The organism is Nitrospira sp. (assembly GCA_024998565.1).
In the GTDB taxonomy this organism is placed as follows: Bacteria; Nitrospirota; Nitrospiria; order Nitrospirales; family Nitrospiraceae; genus Nitrospira_A.
The window spans coordinates 82000-97373 of sequence record JACOEM010000004.1 but is presented as its reverse complement, the minus strand read 5'-3'; the positions used below and the strand labels follow the sequence as shown (position 1 = coordinate 97373).

The following is a 15374-nucleotide window of genomic DNA, read 5'->3' as shown; positions in this document are numbered from 1 at the left end:
CTCATCGCCTCAACCAGGCAAAGAGCCTCGTTAACAGCATCTTGCTCCGCGCGGTAAAGTGCGCCTTGCGCCAGAGGTTGACGACCTTCTTGTTGACTTCCGCCCGGGTGGGATACGGATGGATCGTGGCAGCGATCGTTTTGGCACCGGCACCGGCCTTCATCGCCACCGAAAATTCTCCGATCAAGTCACCGGCATGTGCCGCCACAATCGTGGCCCCGAGAATAGTGTCGGTGCCTTTTCGAATATGGATGCGGGCAAACCCTTCTTGCTCACCATCCAGGATGGCTCGATCCACCTCACTGAGTTTGTAGGTATAGGTTTCGATCTCCAAGCCCTTCTTTTTGGCATCCGCTTCGTAGAGGCCGACATGAGCGATCTCGGGCTCGGTGAACGTACACCAAGGCATGATCAGCGACTCCATGCTGGCATACCCCAGCCCGAAGGGATGCGGGAACAATGCATTTTGAATGACGATCTGCGCCATCGCATCCGCGGCATGGGTGAATTTGTACCGGGAACAGATGTCGCCGGCGGCGTAAATCCTCGAGTTCGTAGTCTGGAGGCGATCGTTCACTTTCACGCCGGTTTTGTCATACTCAACCCCGATCGTCTCCAACCCCAGCCCATCGACATTCGGGGTACGCCCCACGCCGACCAGAATTTCGTCCACCGTGAGATCGTAGTGCCGGCCGTGCGAATCGAGCAGGAGCCGCTTTCCGGCGGCCGTTCGCTCCACTTTTAGATCCTTCCCGCAACAAAGTAGCCTGACACCGTCCCGCGTCATGGACTGCTGCACCACCTCCGCTGCGTCCCGATCCTCATTCGGCATGATGCCGTGCATCGCTTCAATGAGTGATACCTCGCTCCCGAAGCGTGCGAAGGCCTGCGCCAGTTCACACCCGATCGGACCCGCGCCGATCACGGCGAGACGCGCCGGCAACTCCGTCAGCGAAAACACCGTTTCATTGGTGAGGTATCCCGCCTCTGCCAACCCAGGGATGGCCGGCGCCGAAGCCCTTGCCCCGGTACAGACTGCCGCATTGACGAAAGTCAGCGTCCGATTTCCCGATGGGCCCTCCACCGCCACGGCATCCCGGCCAGTGAAGCGAGCCTGCCCGATATAGACATCGACCCCCAGCGACGTGTAGCGATGAGCCGAATCCACATGGCTGATCCCGGCGCGCAATTTTCGCATCCTGGCCATTACCGCACCGAAGTCACGAGTCACCCCCGGCGGGAGATGCAGCCCGAAGACCGAGGCATCCCGCAACTGCGCCCAAGCATTGGCCGCACGAATCAGGGCCTTGGAGGGCACGCATCCGACGTTCAGGCAATCGCCTCCCATCAGATGGCGTTCGATCAGCGCGACCTTTGCGCCCAAACCCGCCGCCACCACCGCCGTGATCAGCCCCGCAGTGCCGGCGCCGACTACAACCATGTTGTAGCGACCGAGAGGCTCGGGATTCGCCCAGCCGGAGGGGTGCACATTCTCCACCAACCGCCGGTTGTGTTCGTCATCCGGCAGGACCAAGCTTTGGACAGGCGCGTTCATTGACGTCGGATTCTCCCTCTGGTGACTACACATGGCCGCGGCCGTGCAGTTAGACCGCCTTACCGGCAAACTTCTGATAGAGAATGGGCACCAGCGCCAACAGACCGAGTAACGTAAACGCGAGCAACACATTGGGTGAAGCGATTTCCTTGAGTGAACTGATCGTGCCGAGCTGGCGGCCGGCATACGCAAAGACAAAACTGCCGGGGATGATGCCCAAGGAGGTCGCCGCCATGTAGGTCCCCACATTCACCCTGGTGAGCCCCGAGACCATATTGACCAGAAAGAACGGGAACAACGGGATCAACCGCAGCGTCATCAGATAACTGAACGCGTTCCTGGAAAATCCCTGCTGAATCGCGTCCAACCGGCTGCCGAATTTCTGCTCCACCCACTCCCTGAGCAGATAGCGGGCCACCAAAAATGCCAGCGTCGCACCCACGGTCGCACCGACATTGACGTAAAGCGTGCCCAACAGGCTGCCGAAGAGAAACCCTCCGGCCAACGTCATGATCGCTCCACCGGGCAGCGAGAGCCCCACCACCACACAGTAGGCGAGCACAAACAGGGCCACTGCGACCGGATAGTTGGCTTCTGTAAATGCAAGCAAACGAGCCCGGTTGGACTTGAGTCCATCCAGTGAGAGGTACTGTCCCAGATCAAAGTAAAAAAATGCGGCGAGGCTCAACCCGACAAAAATCCCCAGCATCAGTTTGCCGAGCCCGGGGCGTTTCGAAGATGAGGGCGATGCTACAGATGTGGTCATGGCACCTTGGGGCGGTATCATCCTGCCTCCTCACTCATGTGTCAATCGTGGACTCACCTGCGCGGACAAGACACCGCTCGTGGCTGAAAGAATGTCAGCAACCTTACAGAGGAAGGAACCTGCTTGTCACCACATTGCACTGTATACGGATGGCGAATCTAATTAGATTGCCCGCCTGCACGATGATGACCCACGATGGGACCAGTGGCCCTCAAGTCCCCGCCTTGTCCCTCCGAAAGAACTCTTGAAGACAGGGTGCCAGTGGAGGTAATGTCTCAGATGCATGCGCTGATTGAACTCTTGGACTCGGCTATGCTGACAACACACGCGGTCTCACAGCAGTCCCAAAACTCGCACCCCGTCTATGAGACGACTTCACATGTGTGGATGCGCCCCTGCCCTCACTGCTCCTCGCGCCTGAGAAAAAAATCACCTGAAGAATCATGGCGTTGCGGATGCGGTTGGCACGCGGAGTGAAGTGGTACAATTAGATTATTGTAAGGGGGTGACGTCATGGGACCGCTCTCGGTGCACGACATGAAAAGTGGATTTTTCCTCTTCGCAAGCTTCCTTCTTCTGGCGACAATCTGCGCCATCGCGGCCTTGGGCACGTTGATGCGTCCGCAGCGTTGGTCTGAACGAGAGACCAGACTACACGTCTGATCCTCGTGAAGAAAACCAACGGCCAGGCTATCTAGAGGCCGGGGGTTACCTACGCCGTCCGATCACTCGAATCACTCTCTCCCGACCATCCGCCTCTGTACGCTCAATCCGCAGCTTGAACTCCCCGACAATACTGAGCTTCTTCATCTCCCCTTCGTCATTTTCTAGCAGACAGCGCACGAAACACCCGCGCCGGCCGATCCCCAACACCGGCCTTGTAAGATCCTAGCCTCTTGTCCTACTCTGTCTCCAGGAGGCTGGGTATGGATCAGAATGACCGTTTGATCAAGACCAAAGAGAACTGGGCCAAGGCCCGACGCGGCGGGGAAGAACGCGAGGTCTTTTACGAAGGAGATGATCGGCTCCCCCCTGGCCAACACCTCGTGGAAACCTGGCCGGTGCTCGACCTGGGCCAAAAGCCAGATATTCCCCTCTCAGAATGGACGTTGACCATCGGAGGTGCAGTCACGACCCCCGTTACCTGGACCTGGACGGACTTCCTTGCGCAACCGCAATTCAAAGACGTGTCGGACTTCCATTGCGTGACGTCCTGGAGTCGTTACGACAATGAGTGGGAAGGGGTCAGTTTTAAACAACTCCTGGCCGTCGTCCAGCCGCTCCCGTCGGCCCAATTCGTCCTCTTCAAATCGTACGACGACTACACCACGAATTTACCGCTCGTCGCCTGTCAGGACGACGACGTGCTCCTCACGTACAAATGGAACGGCCGGCCGCTCACCAAAGAACACGGCGGCCCGGTTCGCATGATCATCCCGAAACGGTATGCCTGGAAAGGCGCCAAGTGGATCAAGGAAATCACCTTCTCCGACCACGACGAGAAGGGGTTCTGGGAAGTCCGGGGCTATTCGAACAGCGCCTTCCCCTGGCAAAATGACCGGTACGGATGAGCGGACACGACACGCCGGTGGATGCCCACACCATACAACGCATCGAAATCTGGCCGGTCGATATTCCGATCACGGATCCGTTCGTTGTCGCCACGGGCGCGCGGGTGACGGCGCAAAACCTGTTCTTGCGAGTGACGTTGCGGGATGGAACGCAGGGCATCGGCGAGGCCGCGCCGTTCCCGGAAGTCGGAGGTGAGGATCGGGCATCCTGCTTCGCCGCGGCCACGGAGCTGGCGCAGAGTATGATCGGCCAATCTGTCGGGGACTATGAGTCCCTGGCAGGCCGGCTCAACGAACAGGCCCCACTCCACCCTGCCGCTCGTTGCGGCTTGGAAACCGCGATGCTCGACGCCTACTGTCGATCGCAGCGCATCCCGCTCTGGCAACTGTGGGGAGCCGCGGACGTCCGCGAGCGGGAAACCGACATCACCATCCCGATCTGCAGTCCGGAAAAGACGCTGGAACTCGCGCGGGGTTGGTACACCCGGGGATTCCGCCTCTTCAAGATGAAAGTCGGAACGGATGTCGAACAGGACATTCGCAGATTACAGGCCGTGCACAACGCACTCCCCGAGATCGGCTTTATCGGCGATGGAAATCAGGGTTTTTCCCGTGAAGATTGCCTCCGATTTGTCCATGGAGTGAAGCAGTTCGGCGGGCGGCTGGTCTTGCTCGAGCAGCCGGTCGTGCGCGATGATCTCGAAGGGCTACAGGCGATTCGGCACCTGACGGGCATTCCCGTGGCCGCCGATGAGTCTGTCCGGTCACTGGACGATGCGCGCGAGGTTGTCCGGATGCAAGCCGCCGACTATATCAACATCAAGATCATGAAAACCGGCGTGATCGACGCGTGGCGAATCGCCGTCTTCACCCGCTCCGCGGGCCTGCGTCTCATGGTCGGCGGCATGCTGGAAACCCGTATCGCCATGGGCTGCTCGTTCAGTCTCGTGCTGGGCCTCGGCGGCTTCGATGTGCTGGATCTGGACACACCGCTCCTCCTCTCAACCGACCCGGTCACCGGGGGCTATCGATATAGCGGCCCGCGTCTCCAGCCCTGGCATGGGGCCGGACTCGATATGCAGATCCCTTGTCCCGCAGACCGCATCAGCATTCAATAGCCCGGATCCGGATCACCTCACACAACGTCGCTGTTCTCCGGTTCTCCCCCCTCGACAACGCACTGCAGGTTTCCCGAAATATTTTGCCGTTTTCCCACTTTTCTGAAAAATTAACCTCAGGCACAGCGGCTCCGCGCAGGCGGATCACCGTTCGCAACGACTGGCACTGTACGTACCCGGGAGGAAGGTCCCATGCAAGCAATCACTCCAGGTCCAATACTCACGACCGCGTCTCCCCGCAACATCCGACCCATCGCACGCTGCTGGATGCTTGGAGTCGCCGTCTTGATGCTAGGGGGCTGTGTTTCACAACACACCTATGAGACAGCCAGACATGAGGTCAAAACGCGGGCCGCTGAACTCGCCCAGACGCAGGCTGACATTCAGAGCCTCGAACAACAACGAGACGAGACGCACCTCGCCAATCAGCGTGAGGAACGTTCTCTTGCCGCTCTCAAGGGCGAACTGAAAAAGATCCAGCTCGCCTACGAACAGCTCCACAAGAGCAACCAGGCCAAACTCGCGGCGCTCGAGTACAACATCGCCGCGTTGCGCGCCCGGCATCAGGCCATGTTGAAGGAAATCAGCGAGACCAAACGGATCGAGAAACGGCTGGAAGCGCTCACGGCCCAACACGAACACACGATGGCGACCACACCATCCGGCCCGGAGGCCCGTGTGACCACGGTGGACGGAAACCCGCAGGAGCCACACCTGGTCGCGGTCATCACCCCGCAAACGCCACAGGTTGATTCCACGCCGCCCCCCGTAGCCCCTGCGCCGAGCGCATCGCAGGCGTCGGCGCCCCCGGCTGCCAGTACCGTCACGACACCGGCAGTACCTCAGCCCGCACCGGTCGCCGCAGCCCCGGCTTCGCCCAGTACTCCTGCAAAGGTTGCGCAGGCACCCGCTACGCCACCAGCCCCACGACCCGCGACCGCAGCAGCCCCCCAAGACGACTCCTGGTTCTCAAGTGTAACGGGATGGTTCACATCCCTCTTCGACTGGATCTGGGCCTAGAGATGGTACTCAGCGTCTCTCTCCATCAGCCCTGATCCAGGCGTTTCATCGCCGTATCAACCCCACCGGATCCCTCAAGACCGGGCCCCGGTGGGGTCAAACCCGTCGCCCCCCTCGTCACACTTTTTACAGTTCAGCTCGGTTCCGAGGAACGCTTGCCGCCCCTCCTCCGTCAATACCCACGGACGACTCGTCATGGGCGGCTGATGTCGCACATGTTGGCCATGGCCGCAGCGAAGGTCGGCCACCCAATGGCCTTCGTCGTCCTGGTGATATCCGATAATCGCCTGTTGCATGCCGCACTCCCCATGTTTCGTGTCGCTCTTGTGAATCGACGCACCCACCTGACACAACCGGACGCGTGGATACCTGCATCCGTAGGGACTGTGGTAGACTTCCGCGCCCGGCAGAGTAGCATGTTTTCCAGGAGGTTGCGGATGGCACAGTCAGAATTTCGAATCGGCATCGTGGGAATAGGGCGAATGGGGGCCAACATGGCCCGGCGGCTCCACGACCTCCACTATGCGATCGTCGCGGTCTATGACACCGACACGGAACGTGCGGAGGCGCTCGCGAAGGAACTCGCGTGCACGGCGGTCATGACTCCGGCACGTGTGGCTGAGTTAGCCGATACGGTGCTGACGGTGGTGTCGGACGATGCCGCCATGCGCCAAATCTACTCACCCGTCGGGCCGGACAGTCTTCTCCGTCATGCCGATAATCGCCTCTTCATCAATTGCGCCACCCTCTCCCCCGAGCTCCAAAGCGAAGTCCATACGTTGGTCGAGCACCAAGGCGGCCGAAGCCTCGAAGCCTGCATGGCGAGCAGCATCACACAGGCTCGCCAAGGCACCCTCTACTTGATGTGCGGCGGACGACCCGAGGCGTTCGAACGGGCGAAGCCGCTCTTGCAGGATCTGAGCGCACACCTGCGGTATATCGGACCTGCGGGCGAAGCCGCCAAGGTCAAGGCCCTGGTGAATATGGTGATGAATGCCAACACCGCCGCCCTGGCCGAAGGGCTGGGATTGGGGGCGGCGCTCGGCCTGGACCTCACGATGCTTCGCGAAGTCTTTTCTCAAACCGGCGCCAACTCCCGCGTGCTCGAAACCGACGGTGAGGACATGCAACAGCGGGCCCACGATTGCTATTTCTCAGCGGCTCACGCGGCAAAAGACTCGGGAATCGCCTGCGCATTGGCGAAACAGGCAGGCTTGGACCTGCCCCTGGCCAAAGCGACGTATGAACAATATCGGCGGCTGATCGACATCGGCAAGGGGGAATTGGATAAATCGGCGGTGGCCGAACTGACCTTCAAAGACCGGTTACACGATTGACGATCTGACGCCCACACACTCCGCCGATGGAGCAGCGCCCCGGTCACGGCGGCACCGACCACCCTCGCAGCAGTGCATGAGGTACGAACTCGAGGCCAACTTCCTGCTAATGCTTTTCGAACGACCGCTCCGGTCGCACGGACGCATCAAGAAATCGCCATCGTTTCTGGGCATCGACGTCGAACGCGCCAAGAAATGTGGCCTGACCGACCAGCGATTGAAACTCCACCAGGCGAAGGCTGCACGTGGCCGGATCGAACACCCGCGCGTCGTATTGCCCCAAAACCGTGATGACGCCCGACCGCTGTTGGTAGACATTTCGCCGCCCGGCGTACCCCGTGTCGGGAAATAATTCCGTCGTGGCCGAACAGCCGCGCGGCCCTTCAATGCGAAGGGTCAATCGATAGCGGGAGAGGAAGGGGTGCGTGGCGAGACGAGTCAGGTTCAGCCGAATCCCGGCCGAGGGAAGCTCAAACTCGGCCGGCTCAGGGCGATCACTATTGCAGGCCGACAAGAGGAGGACCAGACCGATCAGAACCCAGCCCGGTCCCCGCCCTTGTCTCTTCATCATTTCGCCGTAGGCATCTTCGAGGCCGCTCCGATTGCATCAAGACCCGCCTCGGCGCAGGCATCGTCCAGATGCGTACCAGGCGCGCCCCCGACGCCGATCGCTCCGACTACCTCGCCGGCGATTTCGATAGGTAACCCGCCACCGACCATCAAGATACTCTCATTCATCTCTCGCAATGCTTGCAACGCGGGCTGCTTGGCAATCATGTCGGCCAAGTCGCTCGTCGCGCGCCGCAAGCTGGCAGCGGTATAGGCCTTCTTTCTGCTGCTATCGACGGTATGCGGACCAGCTCCGTCGGCCCGCATCATGGCCCGCAAGACCCCTGCGCGATCGACGACCGACGCACTCACACGATAGCCGTCCTTCTTGCAGAAATCGAGCGCTGCCTGCACGGCCTTGCCCGCGAGTGTCGCCGGCAATACGGCTTCTTTTGGCAATTCATCCGCCGCCGACGCCGCCATAGGCCACCCGCCGGCCAAGAACAGAATTCCCGCCATCATGCCGACACGCCCCACGCCCCGTTTCAACGATTGTATCGTCCCCGCCATTACAAGCCTCCTTAGTTTCACATGCCCTGCGCAATCTGCGTATGACGTGCGAGGGTACGGCCATCACCCCGCTCTGTCAATACTCAGAGGTCAGGCTTACAGATTGGAGTGACCAAGTACCGGTGCGCTAGAAATACAGGGCGAACTTCGCGGCAGGGGATAACAGTTCATGGCCGACCGATCGAGGGAGGGAATAACGGGCCGCATCGAGTCCGGCATTGGAGGTGTAGACGCCCACTAAAACGATTCGCGGCTGCGTCAGCGACCGACCTCCTCGATGCAACCCGCTCGCATCACAGAGGATGACACTGCCCGCCGGCCCGATGCAGGAGACAGACGGCAACGGCGTCTCATTGATGAGCTGGTCGAGCACGTTCCGTTTCGGGTATCGACCGGTCGGGGGAATGGCGGGAAAGAGAGTGCCGTACTCCCCGCCTGCCTGGGACCGCTTCACATAGTTGAAGGGCCCCATTGTCTCATCGACATCGGTCAGCAACACAAAGACCTTAATGATACGCTGATCTTCATGGTCGCGATGCCAGAACTCCGCGGAGATCGGCGGCTCACCCTCTCGCACCGGGATGTTATGCCAGACATCCAAGTAGTTGAGACGGACCTGTAACCCGAGATAGGTACCGGCGATACTCAGCAGCTGCGGGTGGAGAAAGAAGCGGATGAACGATGACGGAATGGGCGGCCGTTTCGCGCGCCGTCCGATCGCCCGCACCACGTACCATTTCATATCGCTCGAATTGTATCGTTGCGTGATCTTCCGTTGAACATCCTGTCCGGCGAGCATCATCCCGGCATTCCGAGCCAGATCCCGGAACAGCGCGAGATCTTGCGCCAGCGCCTTGACGGTGGTGCGAAAGATCCCGTCGGTATGGAGGGGCGAACCGCCTCAGCACCATCCGGACCAAGCACCTGCGGAATTGAGCGGAATACCAGCCGAGATCGACGATTGATCACCCCATAAAGAGGAGGAGACCAGCGAAGTCGATAGAAGAGCCGCCCGAGGATCGACAAGGGCCAGACGTAGACCATAACACCGCGCACCAGCTGCAGGCAGGTTTTTCCACGCTACAGGGCCCGCCATCCTCCCACTCGATTCACATTATCCCCGCGTGCGACTCACGCAAGGGCGCGCAACGAGAGTCCGGCCGCCTGCAACAGAATACCGGCTTCGCACCATAGCGCTGAACCCATCTCACATCGGGTCCAATGATAGATCCGGGCCGCAATGACCTGCGCATCAGACAATCACTCCGTCATGATCAAGGGATTCAGCTCAACAATGTTGGCTGAATGAGAAACGGAACGAGGTCGACAGCCGGCTAGCAGATTGTCGCCCCCAGCCGTCCGTCCACTGTTGTTCTGAATCGGCCGCGATCACGTATGCCATGCGCACCACCCGCAGGCCGTTCAAAAAGGCCGTCCAGCAAGGCTGCAGCGAATGAAGGGCCAAGGCGTACCCTCTGTGGTACGTTGAGGCTCTGAAGGGAGCGAGAACGACGCCGGCGGACTGTTTCAACGGCCTGCTAGAAGGTGGAGATGGGATGGATGAGAGCATCCGGCGTGCCGGGACGATGCAATTCCTCGATCCAGACCTTCGCTTGCGCGACGTAGAAGGTATAGTCGCTTTCCGGATAACTCAACACCACAGCATAGAGAAGCTGTTCCGCTTCCTGCTCACGCCCGGCGCTCAGGCTCGTCCTCGCCGCCTGCAAGGTGCACGAAGCGGCCAGCGCTTTGGGATCAACCGTCGTGCGAACCGGCTGACGCGTGACAAACCGGTCAAGACTCTTGGGAACATCCGGAGCGGGAACCACATGCGTATCAGCGGACTGCTGCAGCTGTTTCGCTGCCGACAAGACCGTCTCGACATCGCCGCTCGATTGGCAATGCCGGTACAATTCCCACATCGACATCACGGAAGCCGAGCGAGGTGCCGGCTGACGCGTGGAGGAATCGAAGAGCTGACAGCCGGTCAGGAACAACCCGGCGGACAGGAGAGCAACAATTGTGACGGAGGTGTGCTGGCGCATCTTTCTTATCCTTACCGGATCGCTTCTTTGGCTGTCAAGATTTCCGGAGCAGAATCTGGCAGGAACGTGACAGGACAGGAGCACTCACGCGCTCGTGTCCGCATGGAACCGGAATTGATGAAGGACCCGCAACGTCACAAGTCAGCGCGGATTCGATGATCTCTCACGAACCGCGCCGAGATCTTCCATGAGCGCGCGCAAGGGTTCGGCTACGGACCAGGCCTGCGCCACACAGCCACGCGCTCGATGCGGGTGCTGACCATCGAAGATCTCCGACACCTGACCCAGGCAGGCTTCGTGTAAATGTTCGTGCAGCCCGTCGAGAAACAGGCGTGCATCCCGCCGCACCGCCGGACTATCGCCATAGGTTTTCACCCACGCCGTCACGAACGGGCCGAGCAGAAACGGCCACACGGTGCCTTGATGGTAGGCACCGTCCCGCTCAGAGACCCCACCCTCGTATGACGCACAGAACCGGATGTCCTCCGGCGCCAATGTGCGTAAGCCCATCGGCGTGAGCAACCGTTCTTTCACGAGCTGCAAAATGTGTTTTGCCTGTGCCTCCGTCACCAGCTGATCGTCCAACGCCAGGGCATAAATCTGGTTCGGACGGAGCGAGGCGTCGTCTCCGATCGGCCCGTCTACCACATCGAAGAGATAGCCTCCGGTTCGATACCAGAAGCGGGCTCGAAACGACTCGGTGGCCTTCGCACGATCTTGCCGGCATTGTGCCGCGTACGCCGGTTCCCCGAATTGCGCCGCCAGTTCGGCAGCCGCCGCCAACGCCCGCACCCAGAGCGCTTGAATCTCGACCGGTTTCCCATGCCGGGGAGTCACCACCCAATCGCCAATTTTGACATCCATCCAGGTGAGCTGAACGCCCTCCTCGCCGCCGGTAATCATCCCGTCGTCGTCCATGTGAATACCGAACCGCGTGCCTCGACGATACCCCTCCACAATCTGTTTGATCGCGGGCCAGGCAATCCGGCGTACTCCGTCGAGGTCGCGGCTATAGTGGAGATAGCGATCCACGGCATGAATAAACCATAAGGACGCATCGATCGTGTTGTACTCAGGTTGTTCGCCGATGTCGGGAAATCGATTCGGCACCATCCCTTGCGACACATGAGACGCAAACGCCTCGATCACCTGCCGGGCCACGTCGTAACGACCCGTCACCAGGCAGAGCCCCGGCAACGCGATAAACGTGTCTCGCCCCCAATCGGCAAACCAGGGATATCCGGCGATCACCGTCTGCCCGTTTCCCCGGCGGACAAGATACGCGCTGCTCGCAGCCCAGAGCTCCTGCGCCAACGCATCGTCGATCGGCGCCGATACCGGACACTCTGCGCGCCGCCGCCGCTCCGCCTCTACAACCTGCGTGACCTCGATGGACTCAAGCTGTTCGGTCGTGAACAGAAGTTCCGCCACCGATCCCGGAGTGAGCGTGAACGCACATTCGCCCGGCGACCACCAATCCTCTGTATGGTCCAGGCCGCGTTCGCGCTCGATCCGATAGTGAATGTGGCGGTACCAATCCGGCTCATGGAGATACTGCCCGTTGTGGAACGCCAGCACGGCAGGTAGCGCCTCGTAGGGTTGCCACGTGACACGCCCCCCGTCAACCGTGGCCTGACTGCGCACCCCGGCATTCTCCTGATGCAGCGCATGAAAGTCGCGACCCGAGAGCATCGGTCTGACCCGCAGCACCACAGCAGACGGTGCGTCGCCAAGCAACCGCCACCGCACGACGACCATATCGCGGCCATCCGGACAGAGCAGTTCACGCTCCAGGCGAATTCCGTGGGAGGCGTAACACCAGGTCGGCCATGGCAGGGCGGAGAACCCGTCGCAATACCGATACCCTTCCGGATGAACCGCGCCGCTATACAAATTTGTCGAGAGCGGAAAGGATTGGCCGCCGACTTCCATCGATTCTTCGAGATGATTCACCAGGACCACACGATCGACCGGCGGGCGTCTGGCCACCAGCAGCAACGCATGGTAGCGTCGCGTATTCGCGCCGGCGACGGTGCCCGAAGCATACCCGCCCCGCCCGTTCGTCTCCAGCCATTCCAGACTGAGTGCCCGCTCAAGGTCCTGACAGCGCCTCGAATCAATGGTCATCCCGTGCCTCCGGCTTACTCGCCCGACTGCTGAATCAACTTCGCCACTAGCCCGGTCCAGCCGGTTTGATGGCTCGCGCCGATCCCGGCGCCGTTGTCGCCATGAAAATATTCATAAAACAAGATGAGATCGCGCCAGTGCGGATCCTGCTGAAACTTTTCCGCACCACCGTAGACGGGACGCCGACCATCGGGTCCGCGCAGGAAGGTGTGCGTGAGCCGCCGGGACAATTCGGCGGCGACTTCGGCGAGAGTGCGCTTCTGCCCGGATCCCGTCGGATACTCGACCGTGAAGCCGTCGCCCAAATAATAGTGAAACTTCTGAAGCGATTCGATCAGGAGGTAGTTCACGGGAAACCAGACCGGCCCCCGCCAATTCGAATTCCCTCCGAAGAGACCGTTGGTGGATTCCGCAGGCTGATATTCGACACACTGGCTCGTACCCATCATCGAGAACACGTAGGGGTGGTCCTTGTGATAACGGGACAGGGCCCGCACGCCATATGGCGACAAAAACTCCTGCTCATCCAACATGTACCGCAGGACCTTGGGCAACCGGTGACGGTTGACGAGCGACAAGAACCGGCGCACCTCCCCGTCCTGCGACTGGGTTTCAATGTGCAGACTGAAATCCGGCCGGTTTTCGATGAACCATTGCATCCGGTGCTTGAACCGGGGCAACCGGTCGATGAGCTCAGAATCCAGCGTCTCCACCGCAAACAACGGAATCAAGCCGACCATCGACCGCACTTTCATGGGAAACTTCTTCCCGTCCGGCAGGTGCAGCACGTCGTAGAAGAAGCCGTCGGCCTTGTTCCAGAGTTCGATCTTCGCATCGCCGATGTTGTTCATCGCCCGGCAGATGTAGACAAAATGCTCGAAGAACTTGCTGGCGACATCTTCATAGGCCCGGTCTTCCCGCGCCAATTCCAACGCGATCGACAACATATTCAGGCAATACATCCCCATCCAGCTGGTTGCGTCGGATTGCTCGATGTGCCCGCCGGTGGGCAGCGGCTTGCTGCGATCGAACACCCCGATGTTGTCCAACCCCAGAAATCCGCCCTGAAAAATATTCTTCCCCTCGGCATCCTTCCGATTCACCCACCAGGTAAAATTCAGCAGGAGCTTGTGGAACACCCGCTCCAGAAAGATGCGATCGCCGACGCCTTTCCGCTTCTTCTCGATCTTGTACACCCGCCAGGCCGCCCAGGCATGCACCGGCGGATTCACGTCGCCCAGGGCCCATTCATAGGCAGGAATCTGGCCGTTCGGATGCATGTACCATTCACGCAGCATGAGGACGAGCTGATCCTTGGCAAAACGCGAATCGACGAGTGCGATCGGCAGGCAGTGAAACGCCAAGTCCCAGGCCGCATACCAGGGGTATTCCCACTTATCCGGCATGGAAATGACGTCCGCATTGTAGAGATGTGTCCAATCCGCATTCCTGCCATGCAGCCGCTCTTTAGGAGGTTCCGGTCCCGCCGGGTCGCCCTTCAGCCAACGATCGACGTCGTAGTGATAAAACTGCTTGCTCCACAAGAGCCCGGCAAAGGCTTGCCGCTGCACCATTCGCGCATCTTCTGACACGTTCGCGGGGGCCAACGCGGCATAAAACTCGTCCGCTTCCTTGAGACGGGCGGCAAAGACCGCGTCGAATGCCTGCGGATCGAGAGCCCCCTCAGCGGCCCCGTTCGTGAACCGCAATCGAATCGTCACAGGCCGATCAGGCAACGCGGTCACCACATAGTGCGCGGACACCTTCGAGCCGATCTGCTCGGGATTGACCGCGCCCTTGTCGCCCTGCACGACGTAGTCATTGATCCCGTCTTTCACATACCGTGCGCCATCCACATCGCCGTAGAGACGCCGGGTATTGGTTTCGTTTTCGGTGAACAACAGATCCGGCCCACCCTCGCAGAGCAACCGTCGCGGCCCGTAATACTCATGGTCGAACTCCACAATACCGACCGACGACGTCGATTCGCCTTTCCGCATCCGCGGGCGGCGCACATCGAGTCCCCACGACCAGGTGTTGCGGAACCAGATGGTCGGCAGCACTGTCAGCTGCGCCGGATCCGGACCGCGATTGACGATCTGGATCCGCATGAGCACATCTTCCGGCGAGGCCTTGGCATATTCGACACCGACATCGAAGTAACGATCGTCGGCGAACACTCCCGTATCGAGCAACTCGAACTCCGGATCGTTCCTGCCTCGACGGCGATTTTCTTCGATGAGTTGTGTATACGGAAACGCCGCCTGCGGATACTTGTAGAGAAACTTCATGTAGGAATGCGTAGGGGTGGAGTCGAGGTAGAAATAATATTCTTTGGGATCCTCACCATGATTGCCCTCGTTCCCCGTGAGGCCGAACATCCGTTCTTTGAGAATCGGGTCCCGTCCGTTCCAGAGCGCCAGCGCGAGACAGACGAACTGGTGCCGATCACAAATGCCGGCCAATCCGTCTTCATTCCAACGGTAGGCTTTCGAGCGGGCATGATCGTGGGGAACCGATTCCCAGGCCGTCCCATACGGGCTATAGTCTTCGCGGACCGTTCCCCAAGCCCGTTCACTGACATAGGGCCCCCAGCGTTTCCAGTGTTTCCGGCGCAGATCGTCCTCATCCAGGCGCTGCTGCTCAGCGGACCCCGGACGAACAGATTCCTCTCCCGGCGACATCGACATAGCACGAGGTCTCCCGACTGAACGAG

At 60.1% G+C, this 15374-nt stretch carries 13 protein-coding genes; 4 read left to right on the top strand and 9 right to left on the bottom strand.

Annotated elements, in window-relative coordinates; translation table 11 throughout:
• Nucleotide 1: 1 nt before the first annotated feature.
• Together H8K11_08455 and H8K11_08450 are read right to left on the bottom strand one after the other, a co-directional pair.
• Entirely contained in the window at nt 2–1555 is a 1554-nt protein-coding gene (locus H8K11_08455) for a mercuric reductase (protein MCS6263777.1), read from the bottom strand.
• A gap of 49 nt (nt 1556–1604) precedes the next feature.
• Complete coding sequence (locus H8K11_08450; GenBank protein MCS6263776.1) at nt 1605–2342, bottom strand: TVP38/TMEM64 family protein; 738 nt, start codon at nt 2340–2342, stop codon at nt 1605–1607.
• A gap of 905 nt (nt 2343–3247) precedes the next feature.
• Between H8K11_08450 and H8K11_08445 the strand changes: the two genes are divergently transcribed.
• The 3 genes from H8K11_08445 to H8K11_08435 all read left to right on the top strand — a co-directional run bounded on the left by H8K11_08445 (nt 3248) and on the right by H8K11_08435 (nt 6030).
• Nucleotides 3248–3892 carry a molybdopterin-dependent oxidoreductase gene (locus H8K11_08445; GenBank protein ID MCS6263775.1) on the top strand — a complete coding sequence of 215 codons (645 nt, stop codon included), beginning with the start codon at nt 3248–3250 and terminating at the stop codon, nt 3890–3892.
• Nucleotides 3889–5010 (top strand): dipeptide epimerase, encoded by a 1122-nt coding sequence (locus H8K11_08440; GenBank protein ID MCS6263774.1) that lies wholly within the window; start codon nt 3889–3891, stop codon nt 5008–5010. The genes H8K11_08445 and H8K11_08440 overlap by 4 nt, the downstream gene beginning before the upstream one ends.
• Before the next feature lie 192 nt (nt 5011–5202).
• Nucleotides 5203–6030 carry a hypothetical protein gene (locus H8K11_08435; protein MCS6263773.1) on the top strand — a complete coding sequence of 276 codons (828 nt, stop codon included), beginning with the start codon at nt 5203–5205 and terminating at the stop codon, nt 6028–6030.
• A 74-nt stretch (nt 6031–6104) separates the two neighbouring features.
• Here H8K11_08435 and H8K11_08430 read toward each other — a convergent pair whose 3' ends face one another.
• Nucleotides 6105–6326: a DUF3565 domain-containing protein gene (locus tag H8K11_08430; protein ID MCS6263772.1), complete on the bottom strand. Its 222-nt coding sequence runs from the start codon at nt 6324–6326 to the stop codon at nt 6105–6107.
• Between the two features lie 141 nt (nt 6327–6467).
• On the opposite strand from H8K11_08430, the gene H8K11_08425 reads away from it, so the two are divergent.
• Nucleotides 6468–7367, top strand: a complete 900-nt coding sequence (locus H8K11_08425; protein ID MCS6263771.1) for an NAD(P)-dependent oxidoreductase — start codon at nt 6468–6470, stop codon at nt 7365–7367.
• Nucleotides 7368–7473: 106 nt separating this feature from the next.
• On the opposite strand, the gene H8K11_08420 is transcribed toward H8K11_08425, so the two are convergent.
• From H8K11_08420 to H8K11_08395, 6 genes are all read right to left on the bottom strand, one after another.
• On the bottom strand, nt 7474–7938 hold the full coding sequence (locus tag H8K11_08420; protein MCS6263770.1) for a hypothetical protein: 465 nt from the start codon (nt 7936–7938) through the stop codon (nt 7474–7476).
• Complete coding sequence (locus H8K11_08415; protein ID MCS6263769.1) at nt 7935–8486, bottom strand: heme-binding protein; 552 nt, start codon at nt 8484–8486, stop codon at nt 7935–7937. The genes H8K11_08420 and H8K11_08415 overlap by 4 nt, the downstream gene beginning before the upstream one ends.
• 127 nt (nt 8487–8613) lie before the next feature.
• Nucleotides 8614–9288, bottom strand: a complete 675-nt coding sequence (locus H8K11_08410) for a hypothetical protein (protein ID MCS6263768.1) — start codon at nt 9286–9288, stop codon at nt 8614–8616.
• A 736-nt stretch (nt 9289–10024) separates the two neighbouring features.
• Complete coding sequence (locus H8K11_08405) at nt 10025–10531, bottom strand: hypothetical protein (protein MCS6263767.1); 507 nt, start codon at nt 10529–10531, stop codon at nt 10025–10027.
• A 141-nt stretch (nt 10532–10672) separates the two neighbouring features.
• A complete protein-coding gene (locus H8K11_08400; protein ID MCS6263766.1) occupies nt 10673–12658 on the bottom strand; it encodes a glycogen debranching enzyme family protein in 1986 nt (661 codons plus the stop codon).
• A gap of 14 nt (nt 12659–12672) precedes the next feature.
• A complete protein-coding gene (locus H8K11_08395; GenBank protein ID MCS6263765.1) occupies nt 12673–15348 on the bottom strand; it encodes a glucosidase in 2676 nt (891 codons plus the stop codon).
• Nucleotides 15349–15374 lie beyond the last annotated feature (26 nt).

Excerpts from the sequence above, each read along its gene's own strand:
- H8K11_08455 (MCS6263777.1), bottom strand. The coding sequence starts at position 1,555 with ATGAACGCGCCTGTCCAAAGCTTGGTCCTGCCGGATGACGAACACAAC.
- H8K11_08450 (MCS6263776.1), bottom strand. The coding sequence starts at position 2,342 with ATGATACCGCCCCAAGGTGCCATGACCACATCTGTAGCATCGCCCTCA.
- H8K11_08445 (MCS6263775.1), top strand. The coding sequence starts at position 3,248 with ATGGATCAGAATGACCGTTTGATCAAGACCAAAGAGAACTGGGCCAAG.
- H8K11_08440 (MCS6263774.1), top strand. The coding sequence starts at position 3,889 with ATGAGCGGACACGACACGCCGGTGGATGCCCACACCATACAACGCATC.
- H8K11_08435 (MCS6263773.1), top strand. The coding sequence starts at position 5,203 with ATGCAAGCAATCACTCCAGGTCCAATACTCACGACCGCGTCTCCCCGC.
- H8K11_08430 (MCS6263772.1), bottom strand. The coding sequence starts at position 6,326 with ATGCAACAGGCGATTATCGGATATCACCAGGACGACGAAGGCCATTGG.
- H8K11_08425 (MCS6263771.1), top strand. The coding sequence starts at position 6,468 with ATGGCACAGTCAGAATTTCGAATCGGCATCGTGGGAATAGGGCGAATG.
- H8K11_08420 (MCS6263770.1), bottom strand. The coding sequence starts at position 7,938 with ATGATGAAGAGACAAGGGCGGGGACCGGGCTGGGTTCTGATCGGTCTG.
- H8K11_08415 (MCS6263769.1), bottom strand. The coding sequence starts at position 8,486 with ATGGCGGGGACGATACAATCGTTGAAACGGGGCGTGGGGCGTGTCGGC.
- H8K11_08410 (MCS6263768.1), bottom strand. The coding sequence starts at position 9,288 with ATGATGCTCGCCGGACAGGATGTTCAACGGAAGATCACGCAACGATAC.
- H8K11_08405 (MCS6263767.1), bottom strand. The coding sequence starts at position 10,531 with ATGCGCCAGCACACCTCCGTCACAATTGTTGCTCTCCTGTCCGCCGGG.
- H8K11_08400 (MCS6263766.1), bottom strand. The coding sequence starts at position 12,658 with ATGACCATTGATTCGAGGCGCTGTCAGGACCTTGAGCGGGCACTCAGT.
- H8K11_08395 (MCS6263765.1), bottom strand. The coding sequence starts at position 15,348 with ATGTCGATGTCGCCGGGAGAGGAATCTGTTCGTCCGGGGTCCGCTGAG.